General features: G+C 62.1%; 15 protein-coding genes. 9 read left to right on the top strand and 6 right to left on the bottom strand.

The window, feature by feature from the left end:
• Positions 1-90 precede the first annotated feature (90 nt).
• Complete coding sequence (locus tag LDN70_RS20415) at positions 91-618, top strand: RNA polymerase sigma factor (RefSeq protein WP_223941256.1); 528 nt, start codon at positions 91-93, stop codon at positions 616-618.
• A complete protein-coding gene (locus LDN70_RS20410; RefSeq protein WP_223941255.1) occupies positions 615-1,346 on the top strand; it encodes a hypothetical protein in 732 nt (243 codons plus the stop codon). The genes LDN70_RS20415 and LDN70_RS20410 overlap by 4 nt, the downstream gene beginning before the upstream one ends.
• Positions 1,347-1,395: 49 nt before the next feature.
• On the opposite strand, the gene treS is transcribed toward LDN70_RS20410, so the two are convergent.
• Positions 1,396-3,690: a maltose alpha-D-glucosyltransferase gene (treS, locus tag LDN70_RS20405; protein WP_223941254.1), complete on the bottom strand. Its 2,295-nt coding sequence runs from the start codon at positions 3,688-3,690 to the stop codon at positions 1,396-1,398.
• Between the two features lie 232 nt (positions 3,691-3,922).
• Between treS and LDN70_RS20400 the strand changes: the two genes are divergently transcribed.
• Both LDN70_RS20400 and LDN70_RS20395 read left to right on the top strand, forming a co-directional pair.
• Positions 3,923-4,912, top strand: coding sequence for an NAD-dependent epimerase/dehydratase family protein (locus LDN70_RS20400; protein WP_223942699.1), 990 nt, complete (start codon positions 3,923-3,925; stop codon positions 4,910-4,912).
• 56 nt (positions 4,913-4,968) lie between these two features.
• Positions 4,969-6,282: an LssY C-terminal domain-containing protein gene (locus LDN70_RS20395; protein WP_223941253.1), complete on the top strand. Its 1,314-nt coding sequence runs from the start codon at positions 4,969-4,971 to the stop codon at positions 6,280-6,282.
• 255 nt (positions 6,283-6,537) lie between these two features.
• On the opposite strand, the gene LDN70_RS20390 is transcribed toward LDN70_RS20395, so the two are convergent.
• On the bottom strand, positions 6,538-7,044 hold the full coding sequence (locus tag LDN70_RS20390; RefSeq protein WP_142937415.1) for a universal stress protein: 507 nt from the start codon (positions 7,042-7,044) through the stop codon (positions 6,538-6,540).
• Positions 7,045-7,179: 135 nt separating this feature from the next.
• Here LDN70_RS20390 and LDN70_RS20385 point away from each other — a divergent pair, with 135 nt between their 5' ends.
• Positions 7,180-7,380, top strand: a complete 201-nt coding sequence (locus LDN70_RS20385) for a hypothetical protein (RefSeq protein ID WP_223942698.1) — start codon at positions 7,180-7,182, stop codon at positions 7,378-7,380.
• A gap of 36 nt (positions 7,381-7,416) precedes the next feature.
• Here LDN70_RS20385 and LDN70_RS20380 read toward each other — a convergent pair whose 3' ends face one another.
• Positions 7,417-7,758, bottom strand: coding sequence for a CBU_0592 family membrane protein (locus LDN70_RS20380; RefSeq protein ID WP_223941252.1), 342 nt, complete (start codon positions 7,756-7,758; stop codon positions 7,417-7,419).
• A 180-nt stretch (positions 7,759-7,938) separates the two neighbouring features.
• On the opposite strand from LDN70_RS20380, the gene LDN70_RS20375 reads away from it, so the two are divergent.
• The gene (locus LDN70_RS20375; protein ID WP_142937417.1) at positions 7,939-8,862 is read left to right on the top strand and encodes a LysR family transcriptional regulator; all 924 of its coding nucleotides are present in this window, start codon (positions 7,939-7,941) and stop codon (positions 8,860-8,862) included.
• A 37-nt stretch (positions 8,863-8,899) separates the two neighbouring features.
• Here the strand turns inward: LDN70_RS20375 and LDN70_RS20370 are convergent, their stop codons facing one another.
• Positions 8,900-9,679: an isocitrate lyase/PEP mutase family protein gene (locus LDN70_RS20370; RefSeq protein WP_223941251.1), complete on the bottom strand. Its 780-nt coding sequence runs from the start codon at positions 9,677-9,679 to the stop codon at positions 8,900-8,902.
• 118 nt (positions 9,680-9,797) lie between these two features.
• Entirely contained in the window at positions 9,798-11,000 is a 1,203-nt protein-coding gene (locus LDN70_RS20365; protein ID WP_223941250.1) for a GGDEF domain-containing protein, read from the bottom strand.
• A 307-nt stretch (positions 11,001-11,307) separates the two neighbouring features.
• Between LDN70_RS20365 and LDN70_RS20360 the strand changes: the two genes are divergently transcribed.
• Complete coding sequence (locus LDN70_RS20360) at positions 11,308-12,540, top strand: WD40/YVTN/BNR-like repeat-containing protein (protein ID WP_223941249.1); 1,233 nt, start codon at positions 11,308-11,310, stop codon at positions 12,538-12,540.
• 7 nt (positions 12,541-12,547) lie between these two features.
• A complete protein-coding gene (locus LDN70_RS20355; protein WP_166841915.1) occupies positions 12,548-12,835 on the top strand; it encodes a MoaD/ThiS family protein in 288 nt (95 codons plus the stop codon).
• 23 nt (positions 12,836-12,858) lie between these two features.
• Here LDN70_RS20355 and LDN70_RS20350 read toward each other — a convergent pair whose 3' ends face one another.
• Positions 12,859-13,095 carry a hypothetical protein gene (locus LDN70_RS20350; protein WP_024818712.1) on the bottom strand — a complete coding sequence of 79 codons (237 nt, stop codon included), beginning with the start codon at positions 13,093-13,095 and terminating at the stop codon, positions 12,859-12,861.
• Positions 13,096-13,322: 227 nt separating this feature from the next.
• Between LDN70_RS20350 and LDN70_RS20345 the strand changes: the two genes are divergently transcribed.
• Positions 13,323-16,061: an FG-GAP repeat domain-containing protein gene (locus tag LDN70_RS20345; RefSeq protein WP_223941248.1), complete on the top strand. Its 2,739-nt coding sequence runs from the start codon at positions 13,323-13,325 to the stop codon at positions 16,059-16,061.
• The last annotated feature ends 100 nt before the right edge of the window (positions 16,062-16,161 follow it).

Here is a 16,161-nt window from a genome sequence, read left to right as displayed (position 1 = left end):
CGGCACTCACCGCGAGTGCCGACGGCGGGCTTTCCGTGTCGTTCCTGAAAGTTGGGTTACATTTTCCTGACTGCCGGACATTAACTGGATATGAGGGTGCAAACGGAGCAGGGGGATCGCGTGGAGTCTGCCGGGCAGAAGCATTTTCTGGCGACGCATGCGGCGTGCCACGACAAGGTGTACCGGTACTTCCGGCGTCGAACGGAGGGGACGCCCGCAGCCGAAGACCTTACCGCCGACGTCTTCCGCATCGTGTGGGAAAAATGCCGTCAGGGCCAAGAATTGTCTGAGTTAGTGGTGTTCGGGATCGCCCGGAATGTCCTCCGCAACCATCACCGTTCGGCCGTTCGCTCCATCAATCTCACACAACAACTGGAACGTCAGAGAACGCGCGGGCTGGGCTCCGACGACGGAATGGTGGCCGACGCACTGGATCGGCTCAAGCCGGAGGAACGCGAGGTTCTCCTCCTGACGTACTGGGACGGGTTCACCTCCGCCGAGGTGTCAGGTCTGCTCGACATTTCCGCCACGGCCGTCAGAATGCGGCTGCACAGAGCACGGAAGCAACTCAGCAATCTGATTCGGGAGGATCAAGCCACAGAGGATGTGCAGCGATGAGTAGCAAGGAAAAATCCACCATGGATCGCCTGACCGCAGCTGATCCGGCTTCCGCGGTTACCGAAGAAGAGTTGGCCCGCAGCCGCGAGAAGAGCCTGGCTGTCATGGACACTGATGCCGAGCACATCACCGTGGGTGGGTCGGTTGCAGATTTCCATCAACAGCATCCCGGACGCCGGGTACGGTTGGCAGCAGGATTCGGATTGGCGGCGGCTGCAGCCATTGTTGCCGGGGTAGTGGTGACGTCCGCAATGACGGCCCCGCCCACGGAACAAACGGCGCCAGCCGCTACCCAGCTGGATCCCGCGCCGGAAACAGGCTCCTCCAGTGCGCTGCCGCTCCCCGAAATTACGGGCTCCCCGACCCCTACGGTGGAAGCCGACATCGTCACGGGGGGCTCAGGTAAGTTGGCCGTTTCCACGACCGAAATTGACGGTGTGATTTCCGAGGGTATTTACATGCGCCCCGATGTTCTCCGGATACTGAAACTTGAGGCGGACAATAAAGGTTGCATCGGCAACGGCTTCCTCTTTCCGACTGGCACGAAGGTCACGGACACCGGGTTGGTGATGCCCGACGGAACAGTCTTCAGCACCGGAGATGTCATCTCCTTTGGGGGCCTGGAAGTGAATTCCAAGGACGTGGGAGAGTGCGCCGACGGCCGCCCGCTCGTCTATATGGAAGAGGTACGTGCTTACCCCGGAAAGGTTCCCAACGTAGGCGGATAGCACCAAACCGCGACGTCGGCACTCACCGTAAGTGCCGACGTCGTGCGTTCTATTCGGTAGCCTCGTCCTCCACTACCGGGTCCTTCAGCAGCAGTGCCGTGCCCTGGAAGGCGGGCAACTCGAGGAAGAAGCTGCACAGATCATCCACCTGGGCCACTTCTTCTTCAGCGGAGAACAAATCATGGACTGTAGCTCCCGGAACAAGGTGCGGGGACTGGATGCTGCCGGCGATGTCCTGGTCAGAGAAGTTCAGGACCGTCACCTGCAGTGCCCCATCCGCGAGCTGATTGACCAACACCAGCAAGCCGCGGTTGGAAACGTCGGGCACATCAAGGAGCGTGCTGGTGGCGATGCCTGATTCTTCCCGCACCGTAAGGATCTGCTGGAGGCGCCGCGCATAGGAGTTCGGGTCCTTCAGCTGCTCAGGGAGGGAACCGTACAGGCTCCGGGCACGCGCCATACCGGCCAGGGAGGTCTTGGCGTCCGGGCTGGTCCCCATGAGGTCGTGCGCGCCACGGTTGATCCACCGGGTGTCACCCTGCGAGGTGAGTTCCTTGACGGTTTCGCGGTCCAGCGCTGTGATGCCTGTGAGGTCCCAACCGGAGAGCGCGAACACACCCGGCTGCAACGCGTTGTACATGGACAAGAGCACGTGGGCGTCCAGGACCTGCGCTTCCTGCTCCTTGGTGATGGCATCCGGGTCCTTGATCCCGAGGGCGGCCATGATGAAGCTGACGGTGGTGCAGGCGATGCCGTTGGTGGTGAAGACCGCGTTGTAGGGCCCGTTCTCACCCGTGAGCCGTTCACGCATGGTGGTCTGGACCTTCTCGGCCACCTCGGCACCGGTGAGCTCCTCGCCGGCAAGTTCAAAGACTTCATCCCTGTGCCCGGCAGCGAAGTGGAGCAACTCATAGGTCAGTTCATCGTGGTTCTGCAGGGCGTGAACCAGCGATGCCTGGTCCACGCCGATCTCCATGGACAGCCGCAAGGTGAGGCGCAGGAACTCGGTATCTCCGATGACCAGGGCGTAGTGGTAGGCGGGCCTGGTGATGAAGTCGTAAGACAGGTCCGGGCCGGACTCGGACTGCGACTTGATGTCATCGATAGTGAGGTTGAGCTCTTGGAAGGAGAACCCGCCCACCTTGCGGATCATGGAACCAATCAACTGGTTGGCTGCCTCGGACAACGGGTGACCCTCGGACCAGCCCGGTTCTTCCTCGGCGCTCTTCTCCACACCCAGGAAACCGTTGGCATCCAGCCGGAGCGCTCCGGTCCCGAGGTCCAGCAAGGAGTGCAGGGCGTCGCCAACCACCAGGCGCATGCCGGCGAAGGTGGGGTCCAGCCAGTTAATGGAAGGCTGACCGGCCTTGAAGTAGTGGAGATAAACCCAGCGGCGTTTCTTGCCCGTGGTGTCGATGATGGGCTTGGTGGCGCTCCAGTTGGTTTCCTTGACGCCGGGCTCGTAGAAGATAACCCGCTGCAGTCGCCCGATGATGTAGCCGGCCTTTTGCAGCGCTTCCTCAGCCGCGGGGCTGATGTTCACCGAATCTTCGCCCTCGGGGACGTCCGGCAGCAAGTGCCAGTCCTCCTCCGGGATGTCCACCATGTGATAGATGCCGGGGTAATCCCGGAAGTTCATTTCGGCGAGGCGGAAGTCCGCTCCCTTGCCGGTGTGCCCCGGGACGATGTCGTCAATGACGGTGCCGCCGTGCTGGTTGGCTACCTCGCACATCTGCCGGAACTCTTCCTCCGTGCCGAAGGCGGGATCGATCGCCATGCTGATCCGGTCGAAGTGGCCGTCCACGCTGGGTGTTTGCGACCATCCGCGGATGCCGCCGGCCAGCTTCACCGGTCCCGTGTGCAGGCCCCTGATGCCGATCTGGCTGAACGCGTCCCAAAGCGCTGGGTCACCCAGCGCAGAAAGGAAGGACTGGCCGTCCTTGGTTATGAAAGACAGTGGATAGGCAGTGAACCACACAGGTGCACGCTCAACAGCTGCGCGTGGGTTGGGCCTGGCATACGAGTTCTGCCACATGCTGGCCTGCCCGGACAACTGCCGGGCCATGGTGTTGGCGTCACCCAGCATGGACTGGTTCCGGAGCCAATCCACGTACGTGGAGTTCAAGCCGTCGAATTCCAAGGAGGGCCGGGCGGCAAAGAACTGCCGACGCCGGGCAATGGGGCGCAGCGCTTTGGGACGGGCAGGGTAGAACTGCTCGTCAAACGTGATTTCCGCCGGTTCGCTTGCGGTTTCATCGGGCGTTTCCTGTGGCGTCTCCTCCGCATTTTCTTCCGGAGTTTCGCTGATTTCTGACACGCTCTCGCTGACTGCAGGCTCCCGCACAGTTGTCTCCTTTACGTGGTCGCCGCGTCAACGCCGACCTTCCGAGGGGGTCGTTCAAGAGGTCACGTACCCGGGCTTGCCCGGACTATTCATGCTAGTCGCGGGAGCCTGCCGTTTGTCTAACCAAGGAACAAGTAAGTCTCGTTATTATGTGCCGAGTTGACCTTGGGCGCGCGGGCCTATCGGTTACCCCCGCAAGCCAGTAGCGTGACTCGTGGAGATCGGAGCACCCATGAAAATCGTCGTGATCGGCGGCAGCGGCCATATCGGGTCCTTCCTGGTGCCCAGGCTTGTGCGTGCCGGGTACGAGGTCATCAACATCAGCCGCGGAAGCCGACCACCCCATGCCGACGTCCCCGAATGGCAGCAGGTCCGCCAGGTTACAGCGGACCGCGAGCACGAGGAACTTGAGGGCGTCTTTGGTGACCGGATAGCGGGACTGGGTGCCGACGTCGTGGTTGACCTCATTTGCTTCACGCTGGAGTCAGCCACTGCGCTGGTGAACCGGCTGCGCGGCGAGACAGCGCATCTGCTGCACTGCGGGTCGATCTGGCGCCACGGTGTCAGCTTGAAATTGCCCATCACCGAAGGATCGGATTCGGCTGGCGAACCCTCGGCCGCAGAACCAACTGACGATTACGGAATCCGGAAACGCGACATCGCCCGAATGCTCAAAGAGGAGACCGCTTCAGGGGGTCTGGCCACAACATCCATCCACCCCGGCCACATCGTGGGACCCGGCTGGTTCCCGATCGGGCCACTGGGCAACCTGGATCCAGGCGTGTGGCCCGTGATTGCTTCCGGGCAGACACTCAAGGTCCCCGGAAGCGGTACCGAGCTGATGCATCACGTGCACGCCGACGACGTGGCGCAGGCCTTTGAGAAAGCCATCCTCAACCGCGACGCTGCAGCCGGGGAAGACTTCACCATTGTTGCTCCCACAGCCCTGACGGTTCGTGGCTACGTGCGCATCGCCGCGTCCTGGTTCGGGCAGGATCCGCACATGGAGACCGTGAGCTGGGAAGAATTCCGACGAATCACCACTCCCGAATTTGCCGATTCCAGCTGGGCCCACCTTTCCCGCAACCACTGCATGAGTATCCACAAAGCCGCCTCCCTCATCGGGTACGCGCCCGGATACGAGCCCGAGCAGGCCATTCGCGAGTCCCTGCAATGGCTCATCAGCAACGGACAACTCCACGTGCCGAAGTTGCTCACGTAAGCCTGTACAAGCTGCATTCGAAGCCCGAAGCTTAAGGGGCCACAAGGGGGAGCTATATGTACAAGGCAGCGGCCAAGGATGTGACCGATTCCCGGCTGGACCACGCCTTCTTCATCCTTGGTGGCGCCGCTGCGGTGTGGTTGGCGTTCCTGCTGGTGGGGGAGAGCTTCCATTTGGGGTGGGGCCAGGTGTGGTTCTACTTCTTCTTTTGGGCGTTCCTCGCGTATCTCCTCCTCCCTCGCCTGCACCGCATCCTCACCACCATCTACGTTCCCGGCTACTTCATCGGCCGCGCCCGGACCAGCGACGGATTACTGGGAGATCCCGTAAACGTCGCGTTGCTGGGCGACGAGCCGCAACTCCACGCCATCATGCGCGCGGCCGGCTGGACTCAAGCGGACCAAGTGACGCTCAAAAGCAGCCGCCGCATCATCAGCTCCACCATCTTCCGCCGGAGTTACTCCGAAGCCCCGGTCAGCCCGCTCTACCTCTTCGACCGGCAGCAGGACTTCGCCTATCAGCAGGAAGTGGACAACAACCCAGGCAAACGCCACCACGTCCGTTTCTGGCGATGCCCCGAAGGCTGGCTGCTGCCCGGCGGGCACAAAGTGGACTGGCTGGCTGCCGGCACCTACGACCGCAGCGTCGGGTTCTCACTCTTCACCCTGCAAATTACGCACAAGATCGAGCAGAACACCGACGTTGAGCGGGACCACATCATTTCCAGCGTTACCGCCGCTGATCCACGCGTCACGGTGCAGGTGATTGAGGACTTCTCCACCGGCTACCACTCCAGGAACGGAGGCGGGGATTCGATTTCCACCGACGGCGACCTCCCCATCGTGGACGCGCGACGCGTGCAGGTCCCGGCCCACCAGCCATCCCGCCCCACGGACAGCCGCGACAGACGGCCGGCGCCCACCATGGTGGGCGCCGCGTTGGTGGTGGCCAGGTCCATCGCGGCCTTTATCCTGGCGCTGACACTGGTGACCTCTTCCGATGTTTTCTCGGACATCACCACCGACGGCGACCCCCTTGACCCGCAAACCACGACGACGGTTGTCACCTTTGTTGCCGTGGTAGTGCTGATCTTCGGGCTGGGGGAAGTTTTCCTTGCCTGGCGGATTTTCCTGGGCAGCAACGGGGCAAGGGTGATCGCGATGGGCCTCAGTTCTGTCTCCGTGGTGGTCCAAGCCGTTGACTACTTCACCGGAAGCACCAACATCACCCTCGAAGCCGGACTTTTCGGTGTGGCCACTGACATCCTGGTGCTCCTGGCGTTGTCCAGCCAACGGGCCCGGGTATATGCCAAGAGGCAGCGCGTCCCGGCCGTCCCGGCGTCGGTGGTCACCCGTCGCGTGCCTTCCTGACCCTTTTTGGTGGCTTCTCGCCGGCGACTCGCCGTCGCTACGGGCGTGTCGCGGGGGTTTCGGATTCAAAGTGGGTAGTGGCGGTACGCGGCGCCGCCTAAAGATGGCGCCGCTTAAACAAAAGAGCTCCGGAGTGCGTTATTGGGGGATACGCACTCCGGAGCGGTCTTTGAGCAGGGGCTTTCGCCGTCCTGCAGTAATTACTCTACGTGCCGCGCGACGCCTTTGCCACCACCTCGAATAAGTACTTTCGCTTTAGTTTTTATGAGCAGCTTCGTGCCTCCTCTTTTGGGGCACAATCAGCACCGGACGCCGCTGGTGATGGCTCAGCCAAGCAGCCACCGAGCCATTCAAAGCCTCGGAAATACGGTGTCCCAAGCCAGGCTCGGGAGAGCCAACAATGATCATTGAGGCATCTATGTCAGAGGCCAGGCGTCCCAGCGCCCGGGCAGGATCGCCGGCAAGCAAGCGCAACGTCCAATCTGCCGTGCCACCGTCCATGGCTTCCGCGATGGCCTTACCCAGATCATCCCGGATAACCGCCACGTCCTCGTCATCCTTTTCGGGGTGAAGGGACATCCGGTGAGTCTCACGCGAAGGATCCCACTCCACGAGGTAGCTGGCCTCGTCCACATAAGCGCAAACCAGCGGCACGCCCAGTTGCTCGGCCAAGGTCCTGGCAGTTTGTAGTACTTCCACATGCTGGTCCGGCAGTACGCCCACAACCAAGGGAATCCGTCCGCTGAAACCTTCCGCAGCCATACCCCTATTGTTGCTCCGCGGCGTGTGCTTGAACAGCGTGTTTGGCGGATCCGGCTGCGATAAAGACGTCAGCCCTGAGCCCTTGTAGAGACATCCGCCCCGGCCTACGGTTAATCCGAAGAAAGGCGGTCCGTGATGGAAATCTTCATGTGGTGGCTCGATCTGCACCTGGACAGTAAAGAGTGGCTGCGCGAAAACCTGCGGGCCGATGAACTTCCGCTCCAGGTGCTGCGGCACATTGCAGAAGCCGGAGGGCCCCATCCGGACAAGGTCAGTGGTGTCCTGACCAGTGCGGATTGGGACTTCATCGAGACACAGTCGGAGTTTGTGGACTAACTGGCCCTGGTCAACCCGCTACTCCTGGTGAACCCGCTAGGCGCAGCTGGCTGCCGGGCGAGCAGCCGTGACAATGACCTGAGCGGCAGTGTCCGGGGCAAGTGGGTGACTTTCCTGAGCGTCGGAGGTGACCGAGGCCCGGTGCTGGGCCTTCATGCGCAGCAGTGCAATAGCTGAAATCAGGAACCACGCCACGTTGGTCACCACTGAGGGCCATGCTCCGTGAAGTGTGCCGTTGATGATGAAGGCGCAGGAACCAAAGAGATTTACGGTTTGGAAAGTGCTGCCCGCCTGCAGCCATCCCATGGAGACCGCCATGTAGCCGCCGAGCATTGCCACAGCGCCGGCCCAACCGGCAATTTCGAACAGCAGTTCCATGGGAGTCCTTTCAGATTTGGGCATCCGGAGAGAGCCGGCAGGCGGCGTAAGGTCCGGGATGGGGGCTTGATTCGGGGGTCGATGCTGCGTGACTGAATCGTGCTTGTGAGTCAATATTGAGGGACTTACCCCTTTAGTTCAATTGCATTATTCTGAATCCCATGTTTAGGAGTGCTTAACATGGAAATGGACCCCCGCAGGCTGCTCGTACTTCTCGCAGTTGCCCGCACCGGAGGCGTTCTTGCTGCCGCCGATGAACTGCGGATCACACCGTCCGCAGTGTCGCAGCAGCTCAGCAAACTCGAACACGAGGCGGGTCAGGCCTTACTCCTGCGGACCCCCAAAGGTTCAGTGCTCACCCCCGCGGGACTGGCCATGGCGGAGGCAGGGGAAGAGATAGAACGGGCCCTCAACGTTGCCCGCGCCCGCATGCAAAGCGAAGTCAACATTGCGGGAGTGGTGCGCGTGGGCGGCTTCACCAGCTTCATGCGCACAGTGGTGATCCCGCGACTTCCGGAATGGCGCAACCAGTACCCCCAGCTACAGATCCAGATTGTTGAAGACAGTTTCCCCGCGCTGATGCGGCTGCTACGTCAACGGCAGCTCGACGCCGTAGTGATTGAACAGGATTCGACGGCGGCAGAGCAGCGTCCGATGGCCGCCGGGATGGTCGAAGATCCCCTGCTGGACGAGCCCTGGAAGCTCGTGGTGCCGGCAGGAAGCCTGCTTGGCACGGACAACATAGACCTCAGTCGCCTGCCCTTGCCGTGGCTGGGAGTGGAACCGTCGGCAGCAAACACAGCAGTGCTCGGACGCCTCCGCCACTCAACGGGCAGCCGGATTGACACTGTTCACCAGTACCACGACACACTCACCGCACTGGCACTTGTAGCGGCCGGTGAGGGGGTGGCCATTGTGCCCACCCTGGCTCTGACGGGCGTGGTCCACGATCACGTGGACATCCTGGATGTTCCTGGCTTAGGGACCCGGCACATCGCACTGCGCCGTTTCGACCGGCGAAAGGCAGCGAGCCTGCCGGTGGACACAGTGGCCCGCCTGCTCCGGGAATCGGCGGCTGCGTTCGATACCCGCTCGGGCAGCTGACCGGTCCCGCCTTCTCTGACGGGACCGGCAGGATCAGCTAGTTCAGCGCCGGGGTGTCAGTAGGGACCACGCCCGAGCCGTACAGATCAGAGGCAAGATCCCGGAGGGCACGCAGGGCCACCCGCTGGGTGAACGGACCATAGGACACGCGGGCCACACCAAGCGCCTGGAGCTCAGTTGCCGGAAGGGCGCCAGGTGCACCGATGACGGAGAGCTTCCCGTGCCCGAGGCCCTCAACCAGCGGCTCGATGACCTCACGGGTCATGGCTCCGGGCACGAAAACCAGCGATGCGCCGGCGTCGAGGAACGCCCGTCCCCTGACGATGGCGTCCTCGATGCTGTCCTTAATGGGCCGGTCGCCGCCACGGGCAATGGCATCGGTGCGGGCGTTCAGCTGGAACACAATGCCTTCGTCCTCGGCGGCCGAAATGATCGCGTGAACACGGGCCACGGCCTCGTCGAAGGGCCGCAAACGGTCTTCTACATTCGCGCCAACCACGCCGATCGCGATAGCCCTGCGAATGGTCTCGGCAGGGTTCTCGTAGCCATCGTCCAGGTCAGCAGTGACCGGGTGATCCACGGCGTCGACAATTCGCTTGACCCCTTCCAGCGCGACGTCCAACGGCATGGTTCCATCGGCGTAACCAAAGGCCGCAGCAATGGAATGCCCGGCGGTTGCGATGGCCTTGGTTTCAGGCAGGTCTGCCACAGTGCGGGCACTGATGGCATCCCACACATTGACCACGCTCAGGATTTCCGGTGCCTCATGCAGGGCCTTGAGCTGTAGTGCACGTGCAGCGGTATTTGCTTCAGTCATCGTTGTTCTCCGTCATCGTTGTCCGTCATTCACGGGTGTAGCTACCACCCACAGCCTAGGCATAACGTCACACAGGTTGCGGGTAAGGCCTGACACCATGTCCTCGTATGTCCGTGTGCTACGGCCTTTGCTGAATCGTGGGTAGCGGCTCCACCGATTCCGCACCCACCACCTGGTCGCGGCCCTGGGCTTTGGCGCTGTATAACGCCGCGTCTGCCACACTGATCATGAAATTCAGGTCTGCGGCTTTGGCACCTGTGGATGTCACCCCATAGCTGACCGTGGGGTAGGGCAAACCAGCCGGATCTGCCATGGCGGACAGGCGCCGGCTGATGTCCGAGGCGATGGCCTCTGCCCGTTGTTGCGTCGCGCCCGGCAAGAGAAGAATGAACTCCTCACCGCCGTATCGCCCCACAAGATCCGTTGACCTTACTGACGCGGTGCAGGCCTCGGCAAAGGCACGCAAAGCAGCATCTCCTGCGGCATGTCCGTGTTCATCATTGACGGCCTTGAAATAGTCCAGGTCCGCCAGGATCAGTGCAGCGTTCTGGTGGGCAGCCGGGCCTGCCAGTTCCTTTTCGGCCAGGCCCAGGAAGGCGCCCCTGTTAAGCAGCCCGGTCAGATGGTCCCGTTCGGCACGTTCCCGGAGCCTCTTGATCAGGTGGCTGTTGCCGAGCGAGTTGATGGTGAAAGACAGCGAGACCAGCAGAATCAGGTGCATCAACGCCGCCGGTGCATAGCCGAAAAGTGTCCGGAAGGAACTCCCGTCCGGCCCTTCCAGTACAAACGTGACGCCCCGGCCCAAGTAGTACAGGGACGTAAGTCCGGCGATGAGGGCCAGAAACTTCGTCATCCGGGACTGGGCGGACTTCGCCAACCACAACTCTCCTGCGGCCATGCCAAGGCCTGCTGCCGTCATTCCCAGATACATCAAGCCTCCGGACCACAGGCTGGATTCGACACCGTCCATCGCTGATGCAAGGAAGGTGATCAGCGGTGCCGGCGATATCTGCCACGCGCTGACTTTTCGCTCGCGAAGAGCTCGAGCGCCGGCCCAAATGCTGAACGCACCGGCCACGATCAGCGCTTTGCCCGGCGGATTGGCCCAGGCCAGAAAGGAGGTTCCGTTCAGCAGGAAAGCGAAATTTCCGGCGAAGAAGAGAAGGAGGGCAACCCGCCACCACGTGGTGGAGGTGGACCGGATTCGCCGTGAGGAGGCGGCGGACAGCACTATCAGGGTCAACGTGACTATCCCCAGGACCATCCTTACGGAGAACGGGTCCAGGACTATCGCTCCTTCATGCAAAGAGGCTGTAATCATGGCTCGGTCCTGCTACCGGCCAACCACCGCGAACATCCTGTTTGTTGACCTCATGGCTCTTTGACCTCGCAAAACATCTGATCCCCCAGTACGTTGTGGCGGCCGATTGGCCGCAAAACCACAGTCAAGCACGTTTTCCCGCTGCAGCATCCAACGGTCACCACAAGCGGCGAAAAAGTTTTTCTGATTTTCGCGTCACGATCAGGGGTTTGGATGCACTGTAACCGTAAGGGTCCCTCTTGCCCGAAGTTCGGACTATCCACATACGCCCAAAAAACCGTTGCTACCCGCACGCCCTGATGGTTCGATGGGGTTCATGGCTACCGCAGAGAGTTACGTCATCGCGATCGGAACCAAGAAAGGCCTGTGGCTCGCAAGCAGCCCGGACCGCAAAGTATGGTCCCTCTCCGGCCCGCACTTCCTGATGAGTGAAATACCCAGCATCGGGATAGATACACGGGACGGCAAAACACGAATCATGGTGGGTGTGCGGTCCGAGCATTGGGGTCCCACCGTTGCCCACTCGGACAACCTCGGCGCTACATGGACCGAGCCCGAGCACGGCGCCATCAAGTTCCCGGAGGGCACCGACGCCGCGTTGGAGCGCATCTGGCAGATATACCCCGACGCCGCATCACGCCCGGGAGTTGTCTGGGCCGGGTGCGAGCCGATTTCCGTTTGGAAATCAACCGACGGCGGCGAGCACTTCGAGCTGAACCGCGGACTCTGGGACCACCCCCACCGTAGTGAGTGGGGTGCCGGCTACGGCGGGGCGGCGGCGCACTCCATAGTGGTTGATCCTTCCGGGGAGAAGGTTCACATCGCCATGAGTACGGGCGGCGTTTACAGATCGCTCGACGGCGGCGCCTCCTGGGAGCCGCGCAACAAGGGAATCTCGGCCTACTTCATGCCCGATCCCAACCCGGAGTTCGGCCAGTGCGTTCACAAGATCGCGGCGGATGCCGCCGTCGAGGACCGTTTGTACGCGCAGAACCATCACGGCGTGTATCGCACCGACGATGGAGGCGAGAACTGGGACTCAATCGCGGACGGACTTCCGGCGGACTTCGGGTTCGTGATGCTGACTCATCCTCGGCGCGAGGGCACGGCGTGGGTGGTTCCGTTGAAAGCTGATGGCGAACGCATCCCGCCGGACAGCAAGCTCAGCGTCCATCGCACAGACGACGCCGGCCGGACGTGGAAAGAGCTGCATACCGGTCTCCCGGACCACGAATACAACGCCGTGCTACGGGATGCAGCGTCCGTGGACACCGCCGAACCCACCGGCGTGTACTTCGGAACCCGCGGAGGCGCCGTGTATGCCAGCGCAGACGAGGGCGAGACGTTTACCGAAGTGGCATCGCACTTGCCGGACGTGCTGTGCGTGCGTGCCGCCGTCGTGGTGGGAAACCCGGCAGGGGCAGAAATCCCGCTGGCAGCCGCGGAAGCCACGTTGGTGGCGGAAACTGAACAATTCGTGGAGGCAGCAGCGCAGACGCGGGATCCTGGTACCGAAAACCAAGCCCCGGTGCCTGGTTAGGCCCATCATGGCTGACTATACGGTCGTGTTGCCTGGTGTCCTGCAGCCACTCGTCGGCGGACAGTCCTATCTGACTGCGTCCGCCGACGGGGCTGTGACCGTTGGACAGTTGCTGGACTCGGTGACCGGAGATTATCCGGTGCTGGCCAGGCGTTTGCGTGATGAAACCGGGGCTCTCCGCCGTTTCGTGAATATTTACGTTAACGGTGACGAGATCCGGCGTGTGAAAGGTCTTGATACTGAAGTTGCGGCCGGCCAGGAGGTTTTGATCATCCAATCCGTGGCTGGTGGCTGAGAGGGGTTTGGGGTCGAGCCGGATCAGGCGACACGCCAAACACTGCATTCGTCGGTGTTGATGGCTTTCCGCATTCCTGAGGCGTGGTCCATGATCCACACCACGCCGATGCCCGGCGCAGTTTCCTGGACGCGTCCGCGGCGGATAACCACGTCATCATAGGCGGGTCCCACGGACAGGCGGGCTTCGATCTCGTCTCCCCGATGGAGCTGGCTGATCGCGCGTATACGTGTTGTGTGTGTTGTGACTTCCTTCAACATGGTGGCCTCCTGGGCTGGAGCTTGTGCCTGCACTTGCCGGCTCTTCCAGTGTGGCGCGGCAATGTTGCCACGGTATTTCGGCCCGGTTAGGGTCCCGTTAGCATTCCGGGATGGTTGGGTTTCCAGGTGAACAGCCCCGCCTGCCGGGCTCGGTGACTACCCGGTTGTAGCCTGATCTCGGTTGCTGAGACTCACAGGAACCACAGGCTCCGGCTCAGGGAGATCGAATGGGTGCGCTACGGCGATCAATCGCGTTATCTACAGGCTTGGTGGTGTTTGCTACCGGCCTGTTCTTCGTACAGACCCCCGCGACGGCGGTGCCGTTGCCCGGGCCGGACAATCCGAACGTCCAGTTCGTGGAGGGTACGCCGCACTCGGAGCATGAGTTCGAGAATCCCCCCGAGCGTGCCACGCCGTTCAATACCGGCCCCGACTCGGGCGCAGGTCCAGACTCCGGCGCGGCGGCTGCAGGGCCCAGCGGCGACATCCGGGTACGGCTGGTCACGGCCAAATTGGCGGACAACGGCAACACGGTCTCCATGACCAGTGCTGAGCAAGCTGTCACTGCGTCCAGCAATTACTGGAAAGCCATGACGGCCAACAAACTGTCCATGACGGTGAATACCAAGGTTGCCGGTCACCAGTCCAAGGCGAAGTCCACCGATAGCTACAGCACCATCATGTCCACCATCACCAGCGAGCTGGGTTGGTCGGCCAGCCCGTACACGGCACTGGTGATTTTCATTCCCACGTCCACTTTGTCCGGAAACGCCCTGGGCGCCGGATACAGCAGCGGAAGCTACAGCGGCCGGGTCCTCCTGCCGCAAATCAGCGGGTTCACGAACAACGTGATGAGCCATGAGTTCGGGCATGTCATCGGCCTGATGCATGCGGACGCGTTGCAGTGCGGCAGTGGTGCGTCCGACGTCGGCGTTGACGGTTACGGTCGGTTCACGGATCCTTCGTGCTACATCCGGGAGTACGGTGACACGACGGACATCATGGGTGCCGCCCAATTCGAATCGCCCGTGGTGAGCAGCTCGCTCTGGGACTACGCGGGGCTGGGTCGTGGCGACGAAATCCGGGACGTGGGGATTGCCACCGGCGCTAAGACCTACACGCTCAAACCATGGGGTGGAACGGATGCCCAGCGTGCCATCAAGTTCACGGATCCCATCAGCAAAGAGGTCTACTACCTTGAGCTGCGGCAGGCCGCCGGATATGACAGCTACCTGGACGACTCCGGCAAGCCAGCAGGAAACAGGGGCGTCAAGATCGTCCAACGCGGCGGAGCCACGGTCGCTTCGTCCCTGATCCTCATGCCGTCCACCAAGCCATTCCCGGAACCTTGGTACGCCACCAACCACGCATGGCAGGCCGGCAGCACTTTCACCACCTATACCGGCACTCAGGTGACCATCAATTCGGTGTCCACCACAACGGCGTCGGTCACTATTTTTGCCGACCCCAAGCTCACGGCGAAGATTCGGTTCTCGGCCGGCGACTTCGACGGCGATAAGCTCGCCGACGTCCTCTCCCGTGAGGCGGACGGCTCCCTGATGCTGTACACAGGACTGCCCGGTAACAGGCTCAACAATCCCCGTGAGATTGGCTCGGGATGGAACATCTTTGATGCCATCACCGGTATCTCGGACTTTGACGGCGACGGCCGCGGGGACATTTTGGCACGCACCAGCGACGGTGCCTTGTGGCTGTATCCGGGCGATGGTCGCGGCGGTTTCCTGGCCAAGCGGCAGATCGGATCAGGTTGGCAGGGCTTCTCAAACCTCATTGGCGTGGGGGATTTCGACGGCGATGCCCGCCCCGATCTCATGGCCACCAAGCCCGATGGCAGTCTGTGGCTCTACCCAAGCGACGGCCAAGGTGGATTCCGGGCATGGTCGCAGATCGGCTCCGGCTGGAACGGCTTCACCAGCATCACTTCCGACGGCTCCTTTAGCGGTGCCGGTGCCGGACTGCTGGCGCGGACAAGCGACGGCACTCTCTACCTGTACCCCGGAAACGGCTGGGGTGGCTTCGTGCCCCGCATCAACCTCGGGGGTGGTTGGAATTCGGTGGGCGACATCGTGAGTGGGCAGGACTTCACGGGTGATGCGAAGTCGGACGTGCTGACCGCGACCTCGTCAGGAACCATGCGCCTCTACCCGGGCAGCGGTTCGGGATTTGCCGATCGGCTGGCCATTGGGGCCGGGTGGAACCAGTTCAGCCAGGTGTGGGAGGCAGGAGATTTCGACGGCGATGGTGTCGCGGACATCCTTGCCCGCGGCACCAATGGTGTGTTGTGGCTCTACCCCGGCAACGGTTCCGGCGGATTCCTGCCAAGGGTCCAAGTGGGTTCTGGGTGGGCCGCGTTCACCTCCGTTCTCAGTGCGGGAGATTTCGACGGCGATGGCCACCCGGACCTTGTGGCTCGGACCTCTGACGGTGTGTTGTGGCTGTATCCGACGGATGGGCGCGGCCAGTTCCTGGCCCGCAAACAGATTGGCACAGGGTGGCAAGGCTTCACGCAGATGCTGGCACCGGGCGACTTTTCGGGCGACGGCAAAGCCGATCTCGTGGCGCGGGCCGCCGACGGAAATCTTTGGCTCTACCCGGGCAACGGAGCCGGTGGTTTCCAGTCATGGCGGCAGATCGGAACCGGCTGGAACATTTTCGATTCAGTCATGCAGGGCGGTGACTTCAACGGCGATGGCCGGGAAGACATCATGGCCCGCGGAAGCGATGGCTCACTGTGGCTCTACCCGGGCAACGGCAACGGGGGCTTCCTGACACGGGCTTCCCTGGGGGCAGGCTGGAACATGTTCTCTACCTTCGCCGCTTTGGGGAATGGCTTTACGGGATTGGGGAATCCTTCCGTTGTTGGCATCGCCGGTGATGGAACATTGTTCCTTTACGTCGGCACCGGCCAGGGGGCCTTCCAAAAGGTGGTGGTGGACCCGCGGTAGGGGATTATCGCCGCGCTCCTGCCCAGTTGCGCTCCTCCCGTTGTGCGCTCCTGCCCAGTTGCTGAGGCCAGACCCGGCCCGCGAGCAGCAAAATGCCCGG

The sequence above is a fragment of the Arthrobacter sp. StoSoilB22 genome (assembly GCF_019977315.1).
Taxonomy (GTDB): Bacteria; Actinomycetota; Actinomycetes; order Actinomycetales; family Micrococcaceae; genus Arthrobacter.
The sequence above is the reverse complement of the archived record's forward strand: the minus strand, read 5'-3'. Positions and strand labels throughout refer to the sequence as shown.

Coding starts and splice junctions, on each gene's coding strand:
- LDN70_RS20415 (WP_223941256.1), top strand. CDS start 91: ATGAGGGTGCAAACGGAGCAGGGGGATCGCGTGGAGTCTGCCGGGCAG.
- LDN70_RS20400 (WP_223942699.1), top strand. CDS start 3,923: ATGAAAATCGTCGTGATCGGCGGCAGCGGCCATATCGGGTCCTTCCTG.
- LDN70_RS20370 (WP_223941251.1), bottom strand. CDS start 9,679: ATGACTGAAGCAAATACCGCTGCACGTGCACTACAGCTCAAGGCCCTG.
- LDN70_RS20355 (WP_166841915.1), top strand. CDS start 12,548: ATGGCTGACTATACGGTCGTGTTGCCTGGTGTCCTGCAGCCACTCGTC.
- LDN70_RS20375 (WP_142937417.1), top strand. CDS start 7,939: ATGGAAATGGACCCCCGCAGGCTGCTCGTACTTCTCGCAGTTGCCCGC.
- LDN70_RS20395 (WP_223941253.1), top strand. CDS start 4,969: ATGTACAAGGCAGCGGCCAAGGATGTGACCGATTCCCGGCTGGACCAC.
- LDN70_RS20350 (WP_024818712.1), bottom strand. CDS start 13,095: ATGTTGAAGGAAGTCACAACACACACAACACGTATACGCGCGATCAGC.
- LDN70_RS20360 (WP_223941249.1), top strand. CDS start 11,308: ATGGGGTTCATGGCTACCGCAGAGAGTTACGTCATCGCGATCGGAACC.
- LDN70_RS20390 (WP_142937415.1), bottom strand. CDS start 7,044: ATGGCTGCGGAAGGTTTCAGCGGACGGATTCCCTTGGTTGTGGGCGTA.
- LDN70_RS20365 (WP_223941250.1), bottom strand. CDS start 11,000: ATGATTACAGCCTCTTTGCATGAAGGAGCGATAGTCCTGGACCCGTTC.
- LDN70_RS20345 (WP_223941248.1), top strand. CDS start 13,323: ATGGGTGCGCTACGGCGATCAATCGCGTTATCTACAGGCTTGGTGGTG.
- LDN70_RS20410 (WP_223941255.1), top strand. CDS start 615: ATGAGTAGCAAGGAAAAATCCACCATGGATCGCCTGACCGCAGCTGAT.
- LDN70_RS20385 (WP_223942698.1), top strand. CDS start 7,180: ATGGAAATCTTCATGTGGTGGCTCGATCTGCACCTGGACAGTAAAGAG.
- LDN70_RS20380 (WP_223941252.1), bottom strand. CDS start 7,758: ATGGAACTGCTGTTCGAAATTGCCGGTTGGGCCGGCGCTGTGGCAATG.